Annotated in this window: 23 protein-coding genes and 1 pseudogene; 14 read left to right on the top strand and 10 right to left on the bottom strand. The window is 74.8% G+C overall.

Translation table 11 applies throughout. The features are described 5' to 3' along the window. Together PKA89_RS17395 and PKA89_RS17390 are read left to right on the top strand one after the other, a co-directional pair. Nucleotides 1–623: pseudogene (locus PKA89_RS17395) on the top strand (HNH endonuclease); the annotation flags it as partial. Between the two features lie 38 nt (nt 624–661). Continuing rightward, entirely contained in the window at nt 662–913 is a 252-nt protein-coding gene (locus tag PKA89_RS17390; protein WP_324421563.1) for an acyl-CoA-binding protein, read from the top strand. Here the strand turns inward: PKA89_RS17390 and PKA89_RS17385 are convergent. Next, nucleotides 910–1,869, bottom strand: a complete 960-nt coding sequence (locus PKA89_RS17385; protein ID WP_324421562.1) for a GNAT family N-acetyltransferase — start codon at nt 1,867–1,869, stop codon at nt 910–912. The genes PKA89_RS17390 and PKA89_RS17385 overlap by 4 nt on opposite strands. A gap of 71 nt (nt 1,870–1,940) precedes the next feature. Here PKA89_RS17385 and PKA89_RS17380 point away from each other — a divergent pair, with 71 nt between their 5' ends. The 6 genes from PKA89_RS17380 (at nt 1,941) to PKA89_RS17355 (ending at nt 7,174) form a co-directional block, all read left to right on the top strand. Beyond that, nucleotides 1,941–2,960, top strand: a complete 1,020-nt coding sequence (locus tag PKA89_RS17380; protein ID WP_324421561.1) for a 1-aminocyclopropane-1-carboxylate deaminase — start codon at nt 1,941–1,943, stop codon at nt 2,958–2,960. 217 nt (nt 2,961–3,177) lie between these two features. Then, the gene (gene leuA, locus PKA89_RS17375) at nt 3,178–4,920 is read left to right on the top strand and encodes a 2-isopropylmalate synthase (RefSeq protein WP_324421560.1); all 1,743 of its coding nucleotides are present in this window, start codon (nt 3,178–3,180) and stop codon (nt 4,918–4,920) included. A gap of 6 nt (nt 4,921–4,926) precedes the next feature. Further along, complete coding sequence (locus PKA89_RS17370) at nt 4,927–5,790, top strand: PfkB family carbohydrate kinase (protein WP_324421559.1); 864 nt, start codon at nt 4,927–4,929, stop codon at nt 5,788–5,790. A gap of 63 nt (nt 5,791–5,853) precedes the next feature. Further along, entirely contained in the window at nt 5,854–6,003 is a 150-nt protein-coding gene (locus PKA89_RS17365) for a hypothetical protein (RefSeq protein ID WP_324421558.1), read from the top strand. Nucleotides 6,004–6,030: 27 nt separating this feature from the next. Next, nucleotides 6,031–6,381: a DUF1801 domain-containing protein gene (locus PKA89_RS17360; RefSeq protein WP_324421557.1), complete on the top strand. Its 351-nt coding sequence runs from the start codon at nt 6,031–6,033 to the stop codon at nt 6,379–6,381. Further along, nucleotides 6,368–7,174 (top strand): class I SAM-dependent methyltransferase, encoded by an 807-nt coding sequence (locus PKA89_RS17355; protein ID WP_324421556.1) that lies wholly within the window; start codon nt 6,368–6,370, stop codon nt 7,172–7,174. Before PKA89_RS17360 ends, PKA89_RS17355 begins: the two co-directional genes overlap by 14 nt. A 9-nt stretch (nt 7,175–7,183) precedes the next feature. Here PKA89_RS17355 and PKA89_RS17350 read toward each other — a convergent pair whose 3' ends face one another. After that, nucleotides 7,184–7,810: an alpha-ketoglutarate-dependent dioxygenase AlkB gene (locus PKA89_RS17350; protein ID WP_324421555.1), complete on the bottom strand. Its 627-nt coding sequence runs from the start codon at nt 7,808–7,810 to the stop codon at nt 7,184–7,186. A 40-nt stretch (nt 7,811–7,850) separates the two neighbouring features. Next, entirely contained in the window at nt 7,851–8,474 is a 624-nt protein-coding gene (locus PKA89_RS17345; protein WP_324421554.1) for a hypothetical protein, read from the bottom strand. Between the two features lie 52 nt (nt 8,475–8,526). On the opposite strand from PKA89_RS17345, the gene PKA89_RS17340 reads away from it, so the two are divergent. The 3 genes from PKA89_RS17340 to PKA89_RS17330 all read left to right on the top strand — a co-directional run bounded on the left by PKA89_RS17340 (nt 8,527) and on the right by PKA89_RS17330 (nt 10,994). Beyond that, nucleotides 8,527–9,408 (top strand): AlkA N-terminal domain-containing protein, encoded by an 882-nt coding sequence (locus PKA89_RS17340; protein WP_324421553.1) that lies wholly within the window; start codon nt 8,527–8,529, stop codon nt 9,406–9,408. 63 nt (nt 9,409–9,471) lie between these two features. Then, a complete protein-coding gene (gene recO / locus PKA89_RS17335; RefSeq protein WP_324421552.1) occupies nt 9,472–10,197 on the top strand; it encodes a DNA repair protein RecO in 726 nt (241 codons plus the stop codon). After that, on the top strand, nt 10,194–10,994 hold the full coding sequence (locus tag PKA89_RS17330) for an isoprenyl transferase (RefSeq protein WP_324421551.1): 801 nt from the start codon (nt 10,194–10,196) through the stop codon (nt 10,992–10,994). Before recO ends, PKA89_RS17330 begins: the two co-directional genes overlap by 4 nt. Nucleotides 10,995–10,998: 4 nt before the next feature. Here the strand turns inward: PKA89_RS17330 and PKA89_RS17325 are convergent, their stop codons facing one another. The 5 genes from PKA89_RS17325 to PKA89_RS17305 are packed head-to-tail and all read right to left on the bottom strand — an operon-like array spanning nt 10,999 to nt 14,441. Continuing rightward, nucleotides 10,999–11,406 carry a transcriptional repressor gene (locus tag PKA89_RS17325; RefSeq protein ID WP_324421550.1) on the bottom strand — a complete coding sequence of 136 codons (408 nt, stop codon included), beginning with the start codon at nt 11,404–11,406 and terminating at the stop codon, nt 10,999–11,001. Next, entirely contained in the window at nt 11,403–12,389 is a 987-nt protein-coding gene (locus PKA89_RS17320; RefSeq protein WP_324421549.1) for a metal ABC transporter permease, read from the bottom strand. The genes PKA89_RS17325 and PKA89_RS17320 overlap by 4 nt, the downstream gene beginning before the upstream one ends. Next, a complete protein-coding gene (locus PKA89_RS17315; RefSeq protein WP_324421548.1) occupies nt 12,386–13,195 on the bottom strand; it encodes a metal ABC transporter ATP-binding protein in 810 nt (269 codons plus the stop codon). The genes PKA89_RS17320 and PKA89_RS17315 overlap by 4 nt, the downstream gene beginning before the upstream one ends. Beyond that, nucleotides 13,186–14,106, bottom strand: a complete 921-nt coding sequence (locus PKA89_RS17310; protein ID WP_324421547.1) for a metal ABC transporter substrate-binding protein — start codon at nt 14,104–14,106, stop codon at nt 13,186–13,188. The genes PKA89_RS17315 and PKA89_RS17310 overlap by 10 nt, the downstream gene beginning before the upstream one ends. 50 nt (nt 14,107–14,156) lie before the next feature. Then, on the bottom strand, nt 14,157–14,441 hold the full coding sequence (locus PKA89_RS17305; protein WP_324421546.1) for a DUF6703 family protein: 285 nt from the start codon (nt 14,439–14,441) through the stop codon (nt 14,157–14,159). A gap of 71 nt (nt 14,442–14,512) precedes the next feature. Here PKA89_RS17305 and PKA89_RS17300 point away from each other — a divergent pair, with 71 nt between their 5' ends. Together PKA89_RS17300 and PKA89_RS17295 are read left to right on the top strand one after the other, a co-directional pair. Continuing rightward, a complete protein-coding gene (locus PKA89_RS17300) occupies nt 14,513–15,919 on the top strand; it encodes a glycine--tRNA ligase (RefSeq protein ID WP_324421545.1) in 1,407 nt (468 codons plus the stop codon). Between the two features lie 26 nt (nt 15,920–15,945). Then, complete coding sequence (locus PKA89_RS17295) at nt 15,946–17,217, top strand: hemolysin family protein (RefSeq protein ID WP_324421544.1); 1,272 nt, start codon at nt 15,946–15,948, stop codon at nt 17,215–17,217. A 39-nt stretch (nt 17,218–17,256) separates the two neighbouring features. On the opposite strand, the gene PKA89_RS17290 is transcribed toward PKA89_RS17295, so the two are convergent. Continuing rightward, nucleotides 17,257–19,512: a hypothetical protein gene (locus PKA89_RS17290; RefSeq protein ID WP_324421543.1), complete on the bottom strand. Its 2,256-nt coding sequence runs from the start codon at nt 19,510–19,512 to the stop codon at nt 17,257–17,259. A gap of 41 nt (nt 19,513–19,553) precedes the next feature. Between PKA89_RS17290 and PKA89_RS17285 the strand changes: the two genes are divergently transcribed. Continuing rightward, on the top strand, nt 19,554–21,350 hold the full coding sequence (locus PKA89_RS17285; RefSeq protein WP_324421542.1) for a hypothetical protein: 1,797 nt from the start codon (nt 19,554–19,556) through the stop codon (nt 21,348–21,350). 12 nt (nt 21,351–21,362) lie between these two features. Here PKA89_RS17285 and PKA89_RS17280 read toward each other — a convergent pair whose 3' ends face one another. Beyond that, complete coding sequence (locus PKA89_RS17280; protein ID WP_324421541.1) at nt 21,363–22,196, bottom strand: sulfurtransferase; 834 nt, start codon at nt 22,194–22,196, stop codon at nt 21,363–21,365. Between the last annotated feature and the right edge of the window lie 145 nt (nt 22,197–22,341).

Here is a 22,341-nt window from a genome sequence, read left to right as displayed (position 1 = left end):
GGCTCGCGCCGGGGCAGGTGCAGCCGGTCGAGGTGCACCTGGTGATGACCGACCGCGCCCTGCTCGGCACCGGCGACCCCGACCGCAGCGTGTTCGAGCCGGCCCGGATCCCCGGCCACGGCAGTGTGCCGACGCCGGTCGCCCGGGCGTGGGTGCGGGAGGCGGGGCAGGGGCCGGTGTGGCTGCGCAGGCTGTACACGGGCCCGGACGGGCGGGACCTGGTCGCGATGGACTCCCGCCGCCGCCTGTTCGCCGGGTTGTTGCGGTGGATGCTGGTGCTGCGTGACGACGTGTGCACCACGCCGTGGTGCGACGCGCCGGTGGTGCACGCCGACCACACCCACCCGGTCCATGCCGGCGGGGTGACCAGCTTCGGCAACGGGGGCGGGAAGTGCGCCCGCTGCAACGGCGTCAAGGAGGCCCCCGGCTGGCAGGTGAGCATCGTCCGTGGTTCGCCACCGACCTGGCAGACCACCACCCCCACAGGACACACCTACCGCGCGACCGCGCCGCCCCTGCTCGGCTGGGGCACCGACCCACCCGACCCCGAACCCGACCACGAGCAGGGCGCACCCGACTCGCCCCTCGAACGCCACCTCGAGGCACTCCTGGCCGCCGCCTGAGGGTGGCCGGGCGAGCCCCCGGGCCCTACAGTCGCGGGATGGCAACCGAGGACGAGTTCCGGGCAGCGGTCGAGGCGGTCTCCGGGCTGACGAAGGACCCCGGCAACGACACCAAGCTGCGCCTCTACGCGCTCTACAAGCAGGCCACCGAAGGCGACGTCTCCGGCAAGCGGCCCGGGATGATGGACTTCGTCAGGAGGGCCAAGTACGACGCGTGGGCCGCGACCTCAGGGATGGACCCCGCCGCCGCCCGCACCGAGTACGTGAGCATCGTCGACGGCCTGACCTAGGACGCGGGCGCCCCGCTGTCCCCGACGCCTTCGTGGTCGTGCACCAGGTGCACCCACGTCGCGGACACCCGCATCCCGACCTTGCGGTAGAGGTCGAGCGCCCCGGTCCGGGAGTCCGTCGACAGCTCGCCGCGCACGGCCCCGTGCTCGCGGGCGTTCCGGAAGCCGTCGGCGAGCAGCGCCTGCGCCAGGCCGCGCCCTCGGTGCTCCCGCGCCACGGCCACCTGGTCGACGAAGCCGCAGGCCCGCTCGTCGACGACCGTGAAGCACGCCCCGACCACCGTGCCGTCGTGCTCGACGACCCGCAGGTTCCACGGCTCGAACCCCGGACGCTGCACGACCCCCGGCGCCCACTCCTCGAAGGGTTCCCGCTCGCGGCCGGCCCACTCCCCGAACGCGGTCTCGATGACGTCGTGCGCCGCCCGGTGGTCCGCCTCCGACTGCGCCGTCCGCAGCCGGTAGCCCGGCGGCAGCGGGCGGTCCGGCACCTCGGCGCCCGGCGGCAGCTCGAGCACCCAGGACGTGTGCCCTTCTCGGCATCCACGCCCCTCGAGCAGCCGCTGCCCGGCCGACCCCCGCGGCACGGTCTGCCCGACCGACGCCGCGCCACCGGACCGCGAGCGTTCCTCGACCCACGAGGCGAGCCACGACCCGATCCCGACCCCCCGGTGGTGCGGGTGGACCGCCGCCTCGGCGCGCGAGCCACCCCTCGACACCTCGGCCGCCGCGACGAGCCCATCCTCACGCAACACACCGACGGTGTCGCGCGAGAGGTCCATGCTCGGCCGGGACCAGTCCGCCTCGATGTCCGCCCGCTCGAGCGCGATGATCCCGCTGTCCTCGAGCTGCGCGCTCGAGTAGACGTGGTACGCCGCGTCGAGGTCCGTGGGCACCAGCGGGCGGGCGGTGAACCCGGCCGGGAGGCGGGGGGCGAGGGCGTCGAGGATCTCGGTCACGCCGGACAGGATGGCCGACGGACCGCGGACGACGCATCCCCATTCGACGCCGCCGGTGGTACACCTGCGCCATGCGCCTGCACGAGATCCCCCGGTACCCGCTCACCTTCGGCCCGAGCCCGGTGCACCACCTGCGACGGCTGAGCGACCACCTGGGCGGTGCGCAGGTCTGGGCCAAGCGCGAGGACGTGAGCAGCGGCCTCGCCTTCGGCGGGAACAAGGTCCGCAAGCTCGAGTACATCGTCCCCGACGTCCTCGACAGCGGCGCCGACACCCTCGTCTCGATCGGCGGCTACCAGAGCAACCACACCCGCCAGGTCGCCGCCGTCGCGGCCCACCTCGGCCTGAAGTGCCGTCTCGTCCAGGAGAAGTGGGTGCCGTGGGACGACCCGGTCAACGACAAGGTCGGCAACATCCTGCTGAGCCGGATGATGGGCGCCGACTCCCGGCTCGACCCGCACGGCTTCGACATCGGCATCCGCGACTCGTGGAAGGAGGCCCTGCGCGAGGTCGAGGAGGCCGGCGGCACGCCGTACGCCATCCCGGCCGGCGCGAGCGAACACCCCTTCGGTGGAGTCGGGTTCGCCAACTGGGCCTTCGAGGTGGCCGAGCAGGAGAAGGCCCTCGGCGTCACCTTCGACACCGTCGTCGTCTGCACCGTCACCTGCTCGACGCACGCCGGGATGGTCGCCGGCTTCGCCGCGCTGGAGGACCTCACCGGCGTGCGCCGGCGGATCATCGGCGTCGACGCCAGCGCCACCCTCGAGAAGACCCGCGACCAGCTCGAGCGGATCGCCCGGCACACCGCCGAGGTCCTCGAGCTCGGCCGCGAGCTGCGCGACGACGAGCTCACCCTGCTGCCCGACTGGGCCGGTGACCTCTACGGGATCCCCGTCGACTCGACGATGGAGGCGATGCGCCTCGGCGCCGAGCTCGAGGCGATGATCACCGACCCGGTGTACGAGGGCAAGTCGCTCGCCGGCCTCGTCGACCTCGTGCGCACCGGCGACATCCCGCGCGACTCGACGGTGCTCTATGCCCACCTCGGCGGCCAGCCTGCGCTCAACGCGTACCACTCGCTCTGGTCGTGACCACCGGCCACGTCCTCGACCGCCGCGACGCGTCCGCATCGTGACCGTGGCCGGCCACGGGCTCGACGGGTCCGCCGCACCGTGGCATGCTCGACCCGTGCGTTCCTCGCGCCTCCTCCTTCGCTGCCGCGGCGGGGCCTGACATCGGCCGCCCCTCGTCGCGGAGTTCCTCCTGCACCAGGCCGGGCCCCAGCAGACGAGACGAAGGCGTAGCGACGTGATCCACCCCCAGCAGCCGAGCGGGATGCCGACGGCGAAGTACGTGCCGTTCCAGGACCAGATCGAGGTCCACCTCCCCGACCGCACGTGGCCCGACCGCGTGATGACGAAGGCGCCGCGCTGGTGCGCGGTCGACCTGCGCGACGGCAACCAGGCGCTCATCGACCCGATGGACTCCGAGCGCAAGATGCGCATGTTCAAGCTCCTCGTGAAGATGGGCTACAAGGAGATCGAGGTCGGCTTCCCGAGCGCGAGCCAGACCGACTTCGACTTCTGCCGCGAGCTCATCGACGGCGGACACATCCCCGACGACGTGACGATCCAGGTGCTCACCCAGAGCCGCGACCACCTCATCGAGCGCACCTTCGACGCCATCCGCGGCAGCAAGCAGGCGATCGTCCACTTCTACAACTCGACCTCGGTCCTCCAGCGGCGGGTCGTCTTCGGGATGAGCGAGGACGGCATCGTCGACATCGCGCTCCAGGCCGCCCGGCTGTGCCGCAAGCTCGAGGAGACCGTCCCCGAGACCGACGTCTACTACGAGTACTCGCCGGAGTCCTACACCGGAACCGAGCTCGAGTTCGCGGTCCGGATCTGCAACGAGGTCATCGACGTCATCGACCCGACCCCCGACCACAAGATGATCGTCAACCTCCCGGCAACGGTCGAGATGGCGACGCCGAACGTGTACGCCGACTCCATCGAGTGGATGGTCCGCCACCTGAACCGCCGCGAGTCGGTCGTCGTCAGCCTGCACCCGCACAACGACCGTGGCGAGGGCGTCGCGGCGGCCGAGCTGGGCTACCTCGCCGGCGCCGACCGCATCGAGGGCTGCCTCTTCGGCAACGGCGAGCGCACCGGCAACGTCTGCCTCGTCACCCTGGGGATGAACCTGTTCAGCCAGGGCATCGACCCCGAGATCGACTTCTCCGACATGGCCGAGATCCGGCGCACCGTCGAGTACTGCAACCAGCTGCCCGTCCACGAGCGGCACCCGTGGGGCGGCGACCTCGTCTACACGGCCTTCTCCGGCTCCCACCAGGACGCCATCAAGAAGGGCCTCGAGGACATGGAGAAGAGGGCGAAGAGCAAGGGCACGAGCATCGACGACCTCGACTGGGGCGTGCCCTACCTGCCGATCGACCCGCACGACATCGGCCGCTCCTACGAGGCCGTCGTCCGGGTCAACAGCCAGTCCGGCAAGGGCGGGGTCTCGTACCTGCTCAAGGCCGAGCACGGGCTCGACCTGCCGCGCCGCCTCCAGGTCGAGTTCAGCCACGTCGTGCAGCGGCGCACCGACTCCGAGGGCGGCGAGCTCTCCGGCGCCCAGATCTGGGAGATGTTCGCCGACGAGTACCTCCACAGCGAGGACCCGCAGGACCGCTGGGGCCGGTTCGCGCCGGTCCGCTCGACGATCACCGGTTCGGACGACGGGATGGACGTCATCGACTCGGTCATCAGCGTCGACGGGGTCGAGACGGCGATCCACGGTCGCGGCAACGGCCCGATCGACGCGTTCACCGCCGCGCTCGGGACGCTCGACGTCGACGTCCGGGTGCTCGACTACCACGAGCACGCGCTCTCCGCGGGTGGCGACGCCCGGGCCGCGGCCTACGTCGAGTGCGCCGTCGGTGACCGCGTGCTCTGGGGTGTCGGCCTGCACGAGTCGATCGTCAAGGCCTCGCTGCGGGCCATCCTCTCGGCGGTCAACCGGGCCGGGCGCACCGACGGCGAGGGCTGAACCCGGGTGTCCGGCACGGCCCTCGCGTGCGGGCTGGCGACGGTCGACGTCGTCCAGGTCGTCGAGGCCGTGCCGGAGCCGGACGAGAAGGTCGTCGCGCTCGACGCGTCGGTCTCGGCCGGCGGCCCGGCGTGCAACGCCGCCCTCACCTGTGCGGTGCTCGGCGTGCCGACGCGCTTCGTCGGGGCCGTCGGCAGCGGCCCGCTCTCCGGCGTCGTGCTCCGCGACCTCGCGCGGCACGGCGTCGCGGTCACCGACCTCGCCCCGCCGGCCTTCGAGCCTCCCCTGTCGACCGTGCTCGTCACGGCGTCGACGGGGGAGCGGGCCGTGGTGTCGCGCAACGCGGTCGGCGTCGCCGAGTACGCGGCGCTGTCCGAGTCGGAGCTCGACGCCCTGCTCGACGACGTGGCCGCGGTCCTCGTCGACGGCCACCACCTGCCGGTCGCGGTGGGTGTCGCCGCGGGAGCGAGACGCCGGGGCATCCCCGTGCTGCTCGACGGCGGGTCGTGGAAGCCCGGCCTCGAGGAGCTGCTCGCGCACGTGGAGGTCGCCGTCGTGTCGGCCGCCTTCACGATGCCGGGCGGCGGCGGGCTGGCCGGCCTCCGGGACGCCGGGCCGTGGTGGGTCGCGGCGTCCGACGGCGCGGGCCCGGTGCGCTGGCTCGGCGGAGGCGGCCACGGTGAGGTGCCGGTGCCGGTGGTCGACGTCGTCGACACCCTCGGCGCCGGGGACGTGCTCCACGGAGCGCTGCTCGCCGAGCTGGCCCGCGACGGCACCGCCGACCTGCCGGGTGCGCTCGCCCGGGCGGTCGGGGTGGCGGCACGGTCGGTCGGGGCGACGGGTGCGCTCGGCTGGGCCGGCGACCGATGAGTCCGCGACCGATGAGTCCGTGCGCCACCGCCGGTCAGCCCTGACATGGACACGATCCGACTGATGAGCAACCACCGCGTCGCCGACCTCGACGATGCAGCCGTGGCGCTCGCGCGGGCCGGCATCGACCACGAGGGTGTCGAAGCGGCCACGAGCGTCCGTATCCTGCGGCACACCGACCCCGACGGCAACCGCGTCGTCCTCACCGACTGACCGGGGCCGACACCTCCAGGAGGACCCATGGCCGCCACCGTCGACGAGTACCTCGCCGGCTTCGAGGGGGACGTGCGCGCCCGCCTCGAGACGATGCGCGAGACCATCCGCGCCGCGGCCCCGGACGCCGTCGAGTCGATGGCCTACGGGATGCCGGCCTACAAGCTCGACAAGAAGCCGCTCGTCTACTTCGCGGGCTTCGCCGGACACGTCGGGTTCTACGCGACCCCGAACGGGCACGAGGCGTTCGCCGAGGACTTCGCGCGCTACAAGCAGGGCAAGGGCTCGGTGCAGTTCCCGCTCACGGAGCCGCTGCCCGTCGACCTCGTGCGGCGCGTCGTCGAGTTCCGGGTGGGGGCCATCCGTGGCCGAGGGTGACCCGCCACCGCCGTCGAGCTGGCACCACGGCATCGTGGCGCGCTGGTGGACCTTCTTCCGCACCGAGCACCCGGAGCTCGAGGTGATCCGGCCACTGGTGGAGGGGCGGGCACCGGGCCTGGACCTCGCGTGCGGCGCCGGGCGGCTGCTCGTCCCCCTCGTCGCCGCTGGCCTCGACGTCGACGGGGTCGACGTCTCCGCCGACATGCTGGCGTCGTGCGCCACCGCTGCCGAGGCCGTCGGGGCGAGCCCCCGGCTGTTCCGGCAGCCGCTGCACGCCCTCGACCTTCCGCGCCGCTACGGCGTGGCCTACGCGTGCGGCGCCCTCGGGCTGGGGTCCACCCGGGCGCAGGACGCCCAGGCGCTGCGCCGCATCCGCGAGCACCTGCTCCCCGGTGGAGTGCTGGTCCTGGACAACGAGGTGCCGTGGTCGAACCCGACCGTGTGGGAACGGTGGACGAGACCGGATGCTCCCGCGGACCCGGTGCCGCGGCCGCCGTCGGAGGGGCGGCGAGCGGCCCCCGACGGCTGCGAGTACGCGCTCGCGGCCCGGCTCCTCGGGGTGGACCCGCACCTGCAGCAGGAGCGCTGGGAGATGCACGCCTGGCAGTGGCGTGACGACGTGCTCGTGGCGAGCGAGCACTCGACGCTCACCGCGAACGTCTACTTCACCGGCGAGCTGGTGCTCCTCCTGGAGGGAGCCGGGTTCACCGACGTCGAGCTGCGGGGTGGGTACACGGACCGGGCTCCCGGTCCCGGGGACGACACCGTGGTGGCCGTGGCCCGCCGCTGAGGCGCGCGCTCATCGCACCCCGCGGACCCGGAACTGGATGCTGATCCGCGGGCCGACCGGCTTCGCGGTCTTCGGCACGCAGTGGTCCCAGGTGCGCTGGCAGGCCCCACCCATGACGACGAGGTCTCCGTGCCCGGCCGGGAACCGGCGGGACGGACCGCCGTCGCGCGGGCGGAGCATCAGGTCGCGCGGCGCACCCACCGAGAGGATGGCGACCATCGTGTCCTGCTCGCGGCTGCGCCCGATCCGGTCGCCGTGCCACGCGACCGAGTCCTGCCCGTCGCGGTAGAGGCACAGACCCGCGGTGACGAAGGGCTCGCCGAGCTCGGCGGCGTAGTGCGCCGAGAGGACCTCGCGGCACTCCTCCAGGGCGAGGTGGGGGAGCCGTTCGCCCTCACCGTAGAACTTGAGCAGTCGGGGCACGGCGACGATCGAGTCGTACATCTGGCGGCGCTCGGCGTACCAGGGCACGTCGCGTCGCAGCGCCTCGTAGAGCTCGTCCGCCCCGCCGACCCAGCCCGCCCGCTCGTCGACCCAGGCCCGGTGGTCGAGGTGCGTCCGTTGCACGGCGGCGCCGAGCTCGCGGACCTCGATGCCGTCGGCGAGGTCGAGGAGCGACCCCTGGAGCACTGCCATACCCGGGAGCCTACGACGGAATCGAACAGGTGTCCAGAACTCAGGGCCCGTCCGGCATCGGGCCGGCGTAGCCGAACCACCCGCCGCCCGTGGACCCGATGGCGGGTGGCGGGTCCCAGAGGACCTCCTCGCGGGCGGCGGCCTCGCGCAGCGGTCGCAGGTCGAGGCGGGTGGCGGTCTCCGGCACGCGCTGCTCCGCCCACGCGACGACGACCTCGAGGTGGTCGTCGTCGGGCACGGGGTGCAGCCACCACGTCCGGTCGCTGCGCAGTGGGCCACCCGACCCCATGAGCTGGGTCCAGGTGCCCGCGGTCGTCTCCGGGCGAGCGGCGAAGGGGGACTCGTGCCCGAGCCGGGTGCCGTCGGCGAGCCGGATGCCGATGCGGGCGTCGTCGGGTGCCCAGCGCGCCCGGTCCGTGGGCGCCCGCCGCGAGCCGGGACGCCGCCAGGTGCCGAAGGTCAGCTCCAGGCCGCGCCGGTAGGCCGTCACCGAGGTCAGCCGCAGCACGACGTCCGGACCGCGGTAGAGGTCGAGGTCGAGCGGCACGACGACCCCGGCGACGTGGTCGGGCCGCATCCACGGCACGTCCTGCTCGACGGGCTCGTCGTCGCCCAGGTAGTCGGGTTCCACCCACGGCTCGAAGAAGTCGTCCTCCGCGGTCATGGCGCCAGCGTAGGGCGGGCCGGTCGTCGGTGGAATGGGCTTGGATGGGCGGGTGTCGGCGGTCGAGGAGGTGGTGGAGGAGGCGGTCGACGTCCCGGCGCTGCGGGCGTGGCTTGTCGCCCACGGCGTCCCGGGCGTCGACGAGGTGGACACGGCGCCGGGCGGTGGGACGACGCACCGACGCCACGTGCGCGGCACCCGACCCGTGGAGGTGGTCCTGCCGACCGATGGGCCGCCGCGCCTGCGGGCCCGCGACGCCACCGGGCTCGCGCTGCTGCGCCGGTGGCTCGGGCTCGACCACGACCCCGCCGCAGCGGCCGCCGCGCTGGCCGACGACCCGGTGCTCGGCCCGCTGGTCCGGGCCCGCCCGCACGTGCGCGTCCCCGGCACGCCGGATCCGTTCGAGGCCGCGGTGAACGTCGTGCTCGGCCAGCACGTCTCGCTCGCCGCCGGTCGGGTGTTCGCCGGCCGCCTCGTCGCCGCCCACGGGGTCGTGTGCCCAGGTGGTCGCCCGGACGACCGGCCGGGCACACGACGCGTGGTCGGACCGTCGCCCGAGGCGCTGGCGGCCGTCGACCCGGAGGCCCTGCGTGCGGCGGTCGGCATCACCGGGGGGCGCGCCCGCACCCTCGTCGCCCTGGCCCGGGTGGTCCTCGACGGCCTCGACCTCGCCCCGCAGCCCGACCCGGCCCGACGCGCGGTCACCCGCGCCGCCCTCCTCGCGCTGCCGGGGGTCGGGCCGTGGACCGCCGACCTCGTCGCGATGCGCTGCCTGCGCGACCCGGACGTCTTCCTGCCCGGGGACCTCGTCCTGCGCAAGGCCCTCGGCGGGGTCACCGCCCGGGAGGCCGCCGCGGCGGCGCAGGCGTGGGCGCCGCACCGCAGCCTCGCCGTCGTCCACCTGTGGACCCACCACGCGCTCGACCCGCGCTGAGCCCGACCGGCCGCGACGGCGGGGCGCTGCGGCGATGTCGGCGCCAGGGCGGATGATGGTCCGGTGCCCCTCTACCGCGACGAGGCGATCGTCCTGCGCACCCACAAGCTGGGTGAGGCCGACCGCATCGTCACCGTGCTCTCGCGGCGGCTCGGCAAGCTGCGGGTCGTCGGCAAGGGTGTGCGGCGCACCAAGTCGCGGTTCGGGGCGCGGCTCGAGCCGGGGATGCACATCGACGTCCAGTGCTACGAGGGCCGCACCCTCGACACCGTGACCCAGGTCGAGACGCTCGACCCGTGGGGCGAGGCGATCGCCCGCGACTACCGCGCCTGGACCGCCGCCACGGCCGTGCTCGAGACCTGCGACCGGCTCACCGAGGAGCGCGAGCCCGCCCTCCAGCAGTACCTCCTGCTCGCCGGCGCGCTGCGCAGCCTGGCCCACCGCGAGCACGACCCCGGCCTGGTCCTCGACGCCTACCTGCTGCGCGCGATGGCCGTCGGCGGCTACGCGCCGAGCTTCCACGACTGCGCGAAGTGCGGCGCCCCCGGCCCGCACCGGGCCTTCCACGTCGCCGCCGGCGGTGTGGTCTGCCCGGTCTGCCGTCCGCCCGGTTCCGCTGCGCCGCACCCGGACACCCTCCGGTTGCTCGCCGCCCTCCTCGCCGGCGACTGGGCGCTCGCCGACCCGTCCGACGACCGCCACCGGCGCGAGGGCAGCGGCCTCACCGCCGCCTTCCTCCAGTGGCACCTCGAACGCGGCATCCGCAGCCTCCGTATGGTGGAGCGGTGAGCGCGCCGACCCGCTACGAGCCGCCCTTCCCGCACCCGAGCGGCGCCCGGCCCCCCGCCATCCCCGCCGACCGCCTGCCCCGGCACGTCGCCGTCGTCATGGACGGCAACGGGCGCTGGGCCAACCAGCGCGGCCTGCCCCGGACCAAGGGCCACGAGGCGGGGGAGGCGGCCCTCCTCGACGTCGTCGCGGGCGCCGTCGAGCTCGGCGTCACCCACCTGTCGGCCTACGCGTTCAGCACCGAGAACTGGAAACGCAGCCCCGACGAGGTGCGCTTCCTCATGGGCTTCAACCGCGACGTCATCCGCCGCCGCCGCGACCAGCTGCACGCGTGGGGGGTGCGGATGCGCTGGGTCGGCCGGCGGCCGCGGCTCTGGGGCTCGGTCATCAAGGAGCTCGAGGTCGCCCAGGAGCTGACGAGGCACAACACCGGTCTCACGCTCTACTTCTGCGTCAACTACGGCGGCCGGGCCGAGATCGGCGACGCCGTGCAGCGGCTCGCCGAGGACGTCGCGGCCGGCCGGCTCAAGCCGCGCGGCGTCGACGAGCGCACCGTCGCCCGCTACCTGCCCGAGCCGGACATGCCCGACGTCGACCTGTTCGTGCGCTCCTCCGGCGAGCAGCGCACGAGCAACTTCCTGCTGTGGCAGAGCGCCTACGCCGAGATGGTCTTCCAGGACCGGCTCTGGCCCGACTACGACCGCCGCGACCTCTGGGCCGCCGTCCAGTCCTACGTCGACCGCGAGCGCCGCTACGGGGGCGCCGTCGACGCCCCGACGACCGCGCTCGACGGCTGACCGGTCAGCGCCGCCCGGCGCAGTCGGCACACAGGCCGTCGATCTCGACGGTGTGCCGCACCTGGCTGAAGCCGTGCTCGGCCGCGACCGCCTCGGCCCAGCGCTCGACGGCGTCCGCGGTCACCTCGACGGCCAGGCCGCACGAGCGGCACACGACGTGGTGGTGGTGCGCCTCGCTCGCGCAGGAGCGGTAGACGGCCTCGCCGTCGGCGGTCCGGATGACGTCGAGCTCGCCGTCGGCGGCCATCGCCTGGAGGTTGCGGTACACCGTCGCCAGCCCGACCCGGGTGCCGCCTCCGGCGAGGTCGGCGTGGATCTCCTGGGCCGACCGGAACTCGGCGCTCCCGGTGAGCGCCTCGGTGATGGCGGCGCGCTGGCGGGTCGGGCGCCGCTCGGTCCTCTGCTCGGTCATCGGGTGCCGGCCTCCTCGTGCCGTCCGTGCTCGTCGTAGTGCCCCTCGTGCGCCGCGTGCCGGTGCCCGTCGTGGAGGTAGTCGACGTGGCCGTCGTGCTCGACCGCCTCGTGTCCGCACCGCGGCCCGTGCTCGTGGTCGTGCCGCTCCGCACGTCGGTGCGCGGCCCGCCGGAGCTGGCCCACGAGCGCGGTGGCGGCGGTGACGGCGAGGAAGAGCCCGATGGCGAGCAGCACGATGGTGCCGCCGGACGGCGTGCCCGCCTCGTAGGAGACCGCGACCCCGCCGACGCTCGACACGACCCCGACGAGCACCGCCCACCGCACGCTCGCACCGAAGCTGCGGGCCAGCAGCTGGGCGGTGGCGTTGGGGACGATCATCAGGGCGCTGATGAGCAGCAGGCCGACGATCCGCATCGAGACGACGACCGTCACCGCGGTGAGCACGGCGAGGACGAGGTTGTAGGCGAGCACCGGCAGCCCGGCCGACCGGGCGTACTCCTCGTCGTTGGCCACGGCGAAGAAGCGCTGGCGCAGCACGGTCGTCACGAGGAGGACGGCCACGGTGAGTGCGGCGAGGAGGGCGAGGTCGCCGGAGCTCGTCGTGAGGATCGCCCCGAAGAGGTAGGCGGTGAGGTTCGAGGGGTTGCTGGCCGAGGAGCGGGCGATGAGGACTACACCGAGCGCGATGCCGCCGTAGAACATGACGGCGAGGGCCACGTCGCCGCTCGTGCGTCCGCTCGCCCGGATCAGCTCGATGGCCACGCCCGCGAGGACGGCCGCCACGAGTGCGGTCAGCACCGGCTGCTGGCCGGTGAGGATGCCCACCGCGACGCCGGCGAGCGCGACGTGGCCCATGCCGTCGCCGATGAGCGACATCCGGCGCTGGACGAGGAAGGTGCCGACGAGCGGGGCCGCGACACCGGCGAGGAGGGCGGCGACGAACGCCTGCCGCATGAAGTCGAGGGCGAGCATCTCGCTCACGCGTCCACCTCCCGGGGGGTGTCGAACGGGCCGCCGACCGGCGCGGGCCGGGCGGGGTGGGCCTCGGGGTGGTGGTGGTCGTCGCCGGGGGCGTGCGCCGCGAGGTGGGCCGCGTACGCCGACGGCGTGCCGTCGAAGTCGAGGTGGCCGCCGTCCATGCAGACGATGCGGGTCACGACGTCGCGCAGGGCGTCGAGCTCGTGGGTGACGATGAGCATCGAGGTGCCGTCGGCCGCGAGCGCGCGGAGGGTCTCGGCCAGGGCGGCCTGGCTCGCGTGGTCGACCCCCGCGGTCGGCTCGTCCATGACGAGCAGGTCCGGGCGGCCGGCGAGGGCCCGGGCGATGAGGACCCGGCGCTGCTGCCCGCCGGAGAGGGCCGCGACCTCCTCGTCCGCGCGGTCGGCGAGCCCGACGGCCGCGATCGAGGCGGCGACGATCTCGCGGTCGGTGCGGCCCGCGGGCCTCCACCACGGACGGTGCGGCAGGCGCCCGACCGCGACGATCTCGGCGACCGTCGCGCGCACCGCGCTCGAGAGCGAGTGGCGCTGGGGCACGTAGCCGATACGGGTGTGCTCGTGGAACTGGTTGCGCGGCACGCCGAGCAGGCGCACCTCCCCGCCCTGGTGCTCGGTGAGGCCGAGCAGCCCGCGGACGAGCGTCGACTTGCCGGACCCGTTGGGCCCGAGGAGGGCGACGACCTCGCCCGCCCGGATGGTGAGGTCGACGTCGGAGACGACCGTGCGGTCGGCGTACCCGAAGGCCGCCGACCGCAGCTCGATGAGGGGAGCCCCGCCGCTCAGCTGCACCGTTGCCCCTCCTCGAGCGTCGCGAGGTTGCTGCGCATCACCTCAAGGTAGTCGCTGCCCTTCGACGTGCTCGTGATCCCCTCGATGGGGTCGAGGACGGCGACGGTGGCCCCGGTCTCGCGGGCCAGGGTCTCGGCGAGCGCGGGGGAGACGAGGGTCTCGGCGTACACCGTCGTCACGCCGTGCTCCTCGATGTGGGTGGCGAGGTCGCGCAGGGTCGCGGCGTCCGGCTCGGCGTCCGGCGAGATGCCGGCGATGCCCTCCTGCGAGAGGCCGTAGCGCTGGGCGAGGTAACCGAACGCGGCGTGGCCCGTGACGAGGTCCTTGCTCGCACAGGACGCGAGGCCGGCGCGGTACTCGCCGTCGAGGGCCCGCAGCTGCGCGACGACCTTCTCGGCGCCGGCCCGGTACCGGGCGGCGTGGGCGGGGTCGGCGGTGGCGAACCGCTCGCCGACCGCGGTCGCGACCTTCTCGAAGCGCACCGGGTCGAGCCAGAAGTGCGGGTCCTGCCCGGTCGCGTCCGTGCCACCGTGGTCGTGGCCCTCCGCGGCCGCCGTGAGGCTGAGGTCGGCGTCCGGGGAGACGTCGAAGCCGGCCCGCGCGGCCTCGCTCGCCACGGCGTCGTCGACCGCCGGCTGGAACCCCTTGAGGTAGACGACGACGTCGGACTGTGCCATCTCGCCGACGTCCTTCGGGGTCAGCTCGAGGTCGTGCGGCCCGGCCCCCGGCTTGGTGAGCGACCGGACGTCGACGAGGTCGCCGCCGATCTGCTGGGACACCCACTGCAGCGGGTAGAACGCCGCGGAGACCTCGAGGGCGGCGCCCGAGGAGGCACCGCCGTCCGACCCGCTGCCGCACCCGGCGAGGGCGAGGAGGGGGAGGGCGGCGAGGAGGGTGAGGGCTCGCTTCATGACAACGATTCTCATTCAAGATGAGAACCGTTGTCAAATGGCGCGATGCCTCAGCTCCGTGGGAACGCCTGGGTGAGCAGGATCGCGACCATGAGCACGAGGACGGCGGTGCGCATCAGCCGCTCGGCGCCGGAGAGCCGGGGCCAGGCGAGGGCGAGGATCCAGGCGAGGAGCAGGACGACGACACCGATGAGCAGCCACCCCGGCGACGGCAGGAGGATGCCGGCCACGACGAGCGCGAGCACGAGGAGGAACGGGACGGCGCGGGGGAGAGCGTCCAGCCGACGCAGGACGGGCAGGCTGGCCCGCTCGAAGGACTCACGGAGGGTCGACACGGTGGACCAGCCTACGGGTCGGGGGGAAACCGGTTCGGAGGCCCTCCGCGCCGCTGTATAGCCTTGCGCCCATGGCTGCCCCCACCTCCGTCGTCGACACCGTCGTCTCCCTCTGCAAGCGCCGGGGTTTCGTCTTCCCGTGCGGCGAGATCTACGGGGGCACGCGGTCGGCCTGGGACTACGGCCCGCTCGGCGTCGAGCTCAAGGAGAACATCAAGCGGCAGTGGTGGAGGTCGATGGTCACCGCCCGTGAGGACGTCGTCGGCCTCGACTCCTCGATCATCCTGCCCCGCCAGACCTGGGTCGCCTCCGGCCACGTCGGCGAGTTCACCGACCCGCTCACCGAGTGCCAGTCCTGCCACAAGCGCTTCCGCGTCGACCACATGCAGGAGGCCGTCGCCGACCGGGAGGCGAAGAAGGGCAAGGAGGTCGACCCCGACTCGATCCCGCTGGCCGAGATCGCCTGCCCGAGCTGCGGCACCCGCGGCCAGTGGACCGAGCCGCGCGAGTTCAACATGATGCTCAAGACCTACCTCGGCGTCATCGAGGACGAGTCCGGGCTGCACTACCTGCGGCCCGAGACCGCGCAGGGCATCTTCATCAACTTCCTCAACGTCATGCAGGCCTCGCGCCGCAAGCCGCCGTTCGGCATCGCCCAGACCGGCAAGAGCTTCCGCAACGAGATCACCCCGGGCAACTTCATCTTCCGCACCCGCGAGTTCGAGCAGATGGAGATGGAGTTCTTCGTCAAGCCCGGCGAGGACGAGGAGTGGCACCAGTACTGGATCGACGAGCGCACCCGCTGGTACACCGACCTCGGCATCCGGCCCGAGAACCTGCGCCACTTCGAGCACCCGCAGGACAAGCTGTCGCACTACTCGAAGCGCACCGTCGACATCGAGTACCGCTTCAACTTCACCGGCAGCGAGTGGGGCGAGCTCGAGGGCATCGCCAACCGCACCGACTTCGACCTGACCACCCACTCGAAGCACTCGGGCACCGACCTCGTCTACTTCGACCAGGCCACCGGCTCGACGTACACGCCGTACGTCATCGAGCCGGCGGCCGGCCTCTCCCGCAGCCTCATGACCTTCCTCGTCGACGCCTACACCGAGGACGAGGCCCCCAACACCAAGGGCGGCGTCGACAAGCGGACCGTGCTGCGGCTCGACCCGCGGCTCGCGCCGGTCAAGGCCGCCGTGCTGCCGCTCTCGCGCAACGCCGACCTCTCGCCGAAGGCCAGGGACCTCGCGGCCACGCTGCGCAAGCACTGGAACGTCGAGTTCGACGACGCCGGCGCCATCGGCCGCCGGTACCGCCGCCAGGACGAGATCGGGACGCCGTTCTGCCTCACCGTCGACTTCGACACCCTCGAGGACCAGGCGGTGACCGTCCGCGAGCGCGACGCGATGACCCAGGAGCGCGTGGCGCTCGACCAGGTCGAGGGCTACCTGGCCCAGCGTCTCGTCGGCTGCTGACGCGGGCCGAGCGGGGCTGACCGACCGTGCCGGCCGTCCTGGGCGACGTGGCCCTCGTGGTCGTGTTCGTCCTCGTCGGTGGCGTGTTCGCCGGCACCGAGCTGGCCCTGGTGTCGCTGCGCGAGAGCCAGCTCGTCCAGCTCGAGCGGCAGGGCGGCCGGGGCGCCAAGGTCGCGGCGGTCGCCCGCAATCCCAACCGCTTCCTCGCCGCCGTCCAGATCGGCGTGACGTTCGCCGGGTTCCTCTCGGCGGCGTTCGGCGCCTCGACGATCTCGCCGTACCTGACCCCGGTCCTCGCCGGGTGGGGGTTGTCGGACGCGGTGGCGGCCACGGTGTCCCTGGTGGCGCTCACCGTGGCGATCGCCTACGTCTCGCTCGTCCTCGGGGAGCTCGTGCCCAAGCGCATCGCGCTCCAGCGCTCGACGGCCGTCGCGCTGCTCGTCGCCCCGGCGGTCGACCGCTTCGCGGCGGTGATGCGGCCGGTCATCCGGCTGCTGTCGGTCTCGACCGACGCCGTCGTCCGGTTGCTCGGCCTGGACCCGAAGGCCACCGGCGAGGACATCTCGGAGGAGGAGCTCGAGCACCTCGTCACCTCGACCGACGCGATCCCCGCCGACCGGCGAGCCGTCCTCGCCGAGGTCTTCAGCGCCTCGCAGCACACGATGACCGAGGTGATGACACCGCGCCACGAGGTCGTCTTCCTCGACGCCGACCTCGCGCTGGCGCACGCCGTCGCCGAGGTCGCCGGCCGTCCCCACTCGCGCTACCCGGTCATCGGCACCGACTTCGACGACGTGCTCGGGTTCGTCCACGTCCGCGACCTGTACGAGGCGGCCCGCGGCGACGCGCGCACCGTGCGCGACGTGACGCGCCCGATCGTCGCGCTGCCCGGCACCAACAGGCTCCTGGCCTCGCTCACGACGTTGCGGCACCAGCGGGCGCGGATCGCCGTGGTCGTCGACGAGTACGGCGGCACCGACGGCATCGTCACCGTCGAGGACCTCGTCGAGGAGCTCGTCGGGGAGATCTGGGACGAACGCGACGTCGTCCCGACCGAGACGGTCGACCCGGACGGCGCGGTGCTGGACGCCCGCTCGACGCTCCAGGAGTTCGCCGAGCGGACAGGGGTGGAGCTGCCGGACACCGGCGCCTACGAGACCGTCGGCGGCTTCGTGCTCGCCGAGCTGGGCCGCCTGGCCGTGGTCGGCGACCGGGTGCCGGTGCAGGACCGGGTCATCGAGGTGCTCGAGGTCGACGGCCACCGCATCGAGCGGGTGCGCCTGCTGCACCCCACCTGAGCCGGGCCCCGGGACCGGCCGGGGAGGGCCGAGGGGAGGTCAGTCGTCGGCGCCCCACCGCTCCCACACGGCGTCCGCCTCGTCGGTGCGCCCGCACGCGTCGAGCGCCCGGGCCAGCGCCCCGGCCACCGCGACCTGCTCGTCGACGAGGCCCGCCGCCGCGAGGTCGGCGAGCGAGCGGCGCAGCACCGCCTCGGCCTGCTCGAGCCGGCCGGCCTCCGCGAGGACGACCCCTCGCTCGGCGCGCAGGACGAGGGCGAAGGCGCCGCCGACGAGCGCCTCGGCGCGGGTGAGCCGCTCGAGGGCCTCGTCGAGCCGACCGGCCTCGGCCAACACGTGCGCGCCCTCGCGCAGGACGTCGGGCTCGAGGACCTCGGGGTCGAACGGCTCCTCGCCGTGCTGCTCCGGGGGCAGGGTGGCGGCGAGCCCGGCGACGTCGTCGAGAACCGCGTCGAGCGCGGCGATCCCGCCGTCGACGTCGCCGTCGGCGGCCCGGACCGCGGCCCGGGAGCGCAGCGCCTCGAGGAGGACCGGGAGGGTGCGGCTGCGCCGGGCGAGGGCGACCGCGGCGTCGAGGTCGCGGCCCGCGGTCGCGAGGTCGTCGCCGTCCCACGCGGCGGTGCCGGCGCGGTAGCGGGCGTGGCTCGCCTCCTCGAGGCGGCCGGCGGCCTCGAACGCCTCCGCGGCCTCCGTGAAGACCGTCCGGGCCGCGACGAAGGCGTCGAGCTCGAGGGAGGCGTTGCCCAGGGCCCACGCGGTGGGGCCCACGAGCTCGGGGACGTGCCGACGGACGACGGGCAGGGCCGCGGCGAGCAGCTCGGCCGCCTCGAGCGCGCGTCCCTGCTCGACCCAGGCGAGGCCGAGGTGGCGTTGGGCCACCGCGAGCGACACGGGGTCACGCAGCCGCACGGCGAGGGCCAGCGCGTCGGCGGCCCGCGGCTCGAGGCCCGCCCAGTCCGCGGCGTCGACGAGGAGGTCGCACCATGCGAAGAGGACGGCCATCCGGGAGCCGTCCGGGACGTGCCGCACGGCCGCGGCGCGCTCGTAGAGGGAGCGGGCGGCGTCGTGGTCGCCCGCGGTGCGAGCCATCCGGGCGCGCAGGTCGAGGACCTGCACCGTCAGGACGGGGTGGTCCCCGGCCAGCCGCTCCGCGTCGTCGAGCAGCCGGTGGGCCGCGGCGGGGTCGGTGGCGTGGGTGGGCGGCACGGCGTCGAGGAGGCAGAGGGCCTGCCGGGCCGGCAGGCCGAGGGCGGCGTACTCGTCCGCGGCGTGGACGAGCTGGGCGGCGGTGTCGGCGGGCCGGGCCGAGAGGGCGTACCAGCGCCGGCTCGCGGCGGCGGTCTCGGCCCACCCGTGCGCCGCGAGGGCCTCGACCGCCTCGAGGGCGCGCTCGCGGGCCCGCGCCACCTCGGGCGCGTCGGCTCCCAGGGAGGCGGCCGCCTCGCGGACGTCGAGCACCGCGAGCTCGGCCCGGCTGTGCGCCGCGCCCTCCTCGTCGGCGCCGCGCTCGGCCTCCGCGACGGCCTCGTCGAGCCGGATGCGCTCGCGGACCGGGTCGCGCAGGAGGTGCACCGCGCTGCGGTCGAGCAGGGCGGCGGCCGACCAGTGCGCGGGCTCGGTGAGCAGCGAGAGGCTCTGCTCGCGGGTCTCGAGCCACCCGTGGAGCAGGCGCTCGAGCGAGGGGTCGAGCTCGCGGCGCCAGTGACGGGCGCGCTCGGCGATGTCGACGACGTCGGCGCCGGACGCCGGGGGGCGCAGCCGCGTCGCGCCGCCCGCCGGCTGGGGCAGCCGCGTGGGGGGCAACGTCGGCTCGACCGGGACTCCGGCGTCGTCGTGGGCCGCGGTGACCGCCGCGGCGAGGGCGGGGTCGAGCCGGTCGAGGAGGTCGCGGGCGGTCGCGGCCAGGTCGGCCTCGGCCGCGGCGCCGTCGTCGTGCGCGGCCCGCTCGGGCAGCATCCCGAGCCGGTGCGCGTGCCGGAGCACCCACGCGGCGGTCGCCGCGAACCACGCGCGGTCCTCCGGCGGGTCGAGCGTGGCGACGCGGTCGAGCCGGGGGAGGAGGAGGTCGAGGGCGCGGTCGGCGTTGCCGATCCGGACGAGGGTGCGCAGGCAGGCGGCGACCCCGCGCGCGCCGTCCGGGGCGTCGGCGACGAGCGGCCAGGCCTGCCGGTAGCCGGCGACGGCGGCGTCGAGGTCGCCCGCGACGGCGGCCGCCTCGGCCCGGAGGGCGAGGTCGAGCGCCCCACCGCGCCCGGCGGCGTCGGGGTCGGACCGGACCTCGGGTGCCTCGCGCATGCCTCGACTCAACCAGATCGGTGCGACGATGGCGCGAGGAGGTGTCCACGGTGACGGGCGAGGAGGCCGGACGGTCCGCGGAGGCGGACTTCGTCGAGTTCGCGGCGGCGCGCGAGGGCCTCGCCGTGCGCTCGGCCACCCTCGTCTGCGACGAGCCCGTGCTCGGTGAGCGCGTGGCCCTCGAGGCCTTCACCCACCTCGCGCGGAACTGGTCCGCGGCCCGCGAGGAGGGTCCGGAGTCGGTCCTGCGCGTCGAGCTGCACCGCCGGGCCGTCGCCGCCGTGCGCGACCCGGTCCCGGACGCGCCGCCGGACCCGCCCGCCACCCACCCGGGCGGCGCGACGCCCGCCGGTGTCGACGTCCTCACCGAGCGTCGGGCGGCCGTGCGGACCGCCCTGACCCGGCTCACCGCGCGGCAGCGCTCGGCCGCCGTCCAGCACTGGCTCGAGGACCGGCCCGAGCCGGAGGTGGCGCGCGTCCTGCGCACCGACCCCGGGGTGGTCCACGAGGACCTTCGCGCGGTCCGCGCCGCCCTCGCCGCGGCCGACGTGCGCCCCGTCCCCGGCGTCGACGAGACGCACCCGCGCGAGCTGCTCGAGCTCGTCGCCGACGAGCTCGACGAGCCCCCGCTCGCCGAGGAGGCGTGGCGGCGCGCGGTGGGGGCACGGCGTACGGCCCGCCGCCGGGCGGTCCTCGTCGGCGGCGTCGTGGTCGCCGCTGGGGCGGCCGCGACCGCGCTGCTCGGCCGCGACGAGCCCGCCCGCCGCACCCTCCGGCCGAGCGCCACCCCGACCCCGGGAGCCGGCCGGCTCACCGGCGTCCAGGTGGCCGGGGCCGCCGTCTACTTCGCGCCACCACCGGACGAGGAGGAAGGCCTGCCGCCGTACCCGGACGCCGCCGAGACCGCCCTCCCGGGAAAGCTCGGACCGGGCACCGACTTCGTGCTGCTGTCGTCCGCCGGCTCGACGGCGTCGGTGCGTGCCGTCTTCCTCATCCGGGTCGGTGACGACCGCTACCAGCCGGCCCTCTTCATGCCCCGCCAGGCGCCGGCCCCGCTGCTCGTCCCGATGGCCGCGCTCCACGCGGTGAGCGACCCCGCCGGCAACCGCACCCTGCCGGTGGGGCCGCGGACCATCGACTCCGAACGGCACCGCCTCGTCTTCCCGCAGCCCGGGGCCGTCGTCGTCCTCGAGGTGCGCTCGGCCCGCACCTTCCGCTTCCCCGTCCCCGACGAGCACCTGACGACGGCCGGCTGGGCGAGCGACGGGCGGACCATCGTCGCCACCGGGAGCAGCGGCAGCTGGCTGGTCGACTCCCGGACCGGCGAGGCCACGGCCACCGTCATCCCGGTCAACGCCGGGTGGGCCGACGTCGGGGCGACCGAGGCCGGCCCGGTCGTGCGGGGCTACTCGGGGCGCGGCCAGATCGTCGACGTCCGCTCGGTCGACGGTCCGCGCGTCGACGTCAGCGGCGAGGCCATCTCGACCACCGAGGGATGGGCCTGCCGGCTCACCTTCTTCGGCAGTGTCGAGGCGATGCAGAACCGGGTCCAGGGGCTCTTCGCCGTGCAGCGCGGCCTGCGACCTCAGCCGCGCATCCTCGCGGCGACCCGGGCGGCCGGGGTGCAGCTCGGTGCCTACCGGCCGCTCGCGTGGGGCCCGCGCGAGACCGTGCTCTTCGAGTCGCGCTCGAACGCCGCCACCGGCCGGCCCGTGCTCCGGCTGCTCGCCTGGGACGTCCTCGAGGCGCGGCTCTACCGGGTCGCCTCGCTCGACACGCCCGCCTACCCGGTGCCCGGCGCCTCCGACGACCCGTTCACCGGGGCCTGGGCGCTCTGACCCGGCGGGTGCTCAGCCCGGCTCGGGCCCGGTCGCCACCGGCCGCGAGGCGTCCTCCACCCACTCGCTCCACGAGCCGACGTACGGGACGGCGTCGATGCGCACGGTGTGCAGCGCGAGCGCCATCTGGGCCGCCGTCACCCCCGACCCGCACGACGTGCCGACCGGGGTGTCGCGGTGCACCCCGACGGCCGCGGCGCGCTCGCGGATGCGGGCCGGCGGCAGGAAGGTGCCGTCGTCGGCGAGCAGCTCGGTCATCGGGAGGTTGACCGACCCCGGGACGTGGCCGGCGACCCGGTCGATCGGCTCGACCTCGCCGCGGTAGCGCTCGGCCGACCGCACGTCGAGCAGGACCCCGGCCCGGGCCATCGTCGCGGCGGCGTCCGCGTCGAGGACCGGCACCGAGCCCGGCCGGACGACGAGGTCGCCGCGCTCCGGCGCCGGGACCGCGGTCGTCACCGGGTGGCCGGCGCGCTCCCACGCGGCCAGCCCGCCGTCGAGGACGCGCACCTGCGGGTGCCCGGCCCAGCGCAGCACCCACCACGCTCGGGCGGCCGAGAGCGAGGTGCGTTGGTCGTAGACGACGACCTCGTCGGCGTCGTCGACGCCGCACGCGCGCAGTGCCTCCTGGAGCACCTCGGGGTCCGGCAGCGGGTGCCGGCCGCGGGCCCCGGGCGGGCCGGCGAGCGCGGTGTCGAGGTCGAGGAACGGGGCACCGGGCAGGTGGCCGGCGGCGTACAGCTCGCGCCCGGGGGTCGCGGCGAGCGTGTACTGGACGTCGAGGACGCGGACGCCGCCGCGGGCCAGCTGGCCCGCGAGGTCGTCGGCGGAGATCAGCGCACCCATCACCCCATCCAACCACCGGGACAGCGGTGGGAGAGGATGGCGGCGTGCCCCGCCGCGTCCGGCTCGTCCTCGTCCACGGCTCCCAGCTGAGCGGGGCGATGTGGGCCCGGTACCCGGCCCTCCTCGGCCCGGACGTCGAGCTGGT

The organism is Phycicoccus sp. (genome assembly GCF_035325325.1).
GTDB lineage: Bacteria > Actinomycetota > Actinomycetes > Actinomycetales > Dermatophilaceae > Phycicoccus.
This window is presented reverse-complemented; position numbering and strand designations above follow the sequence as displayed.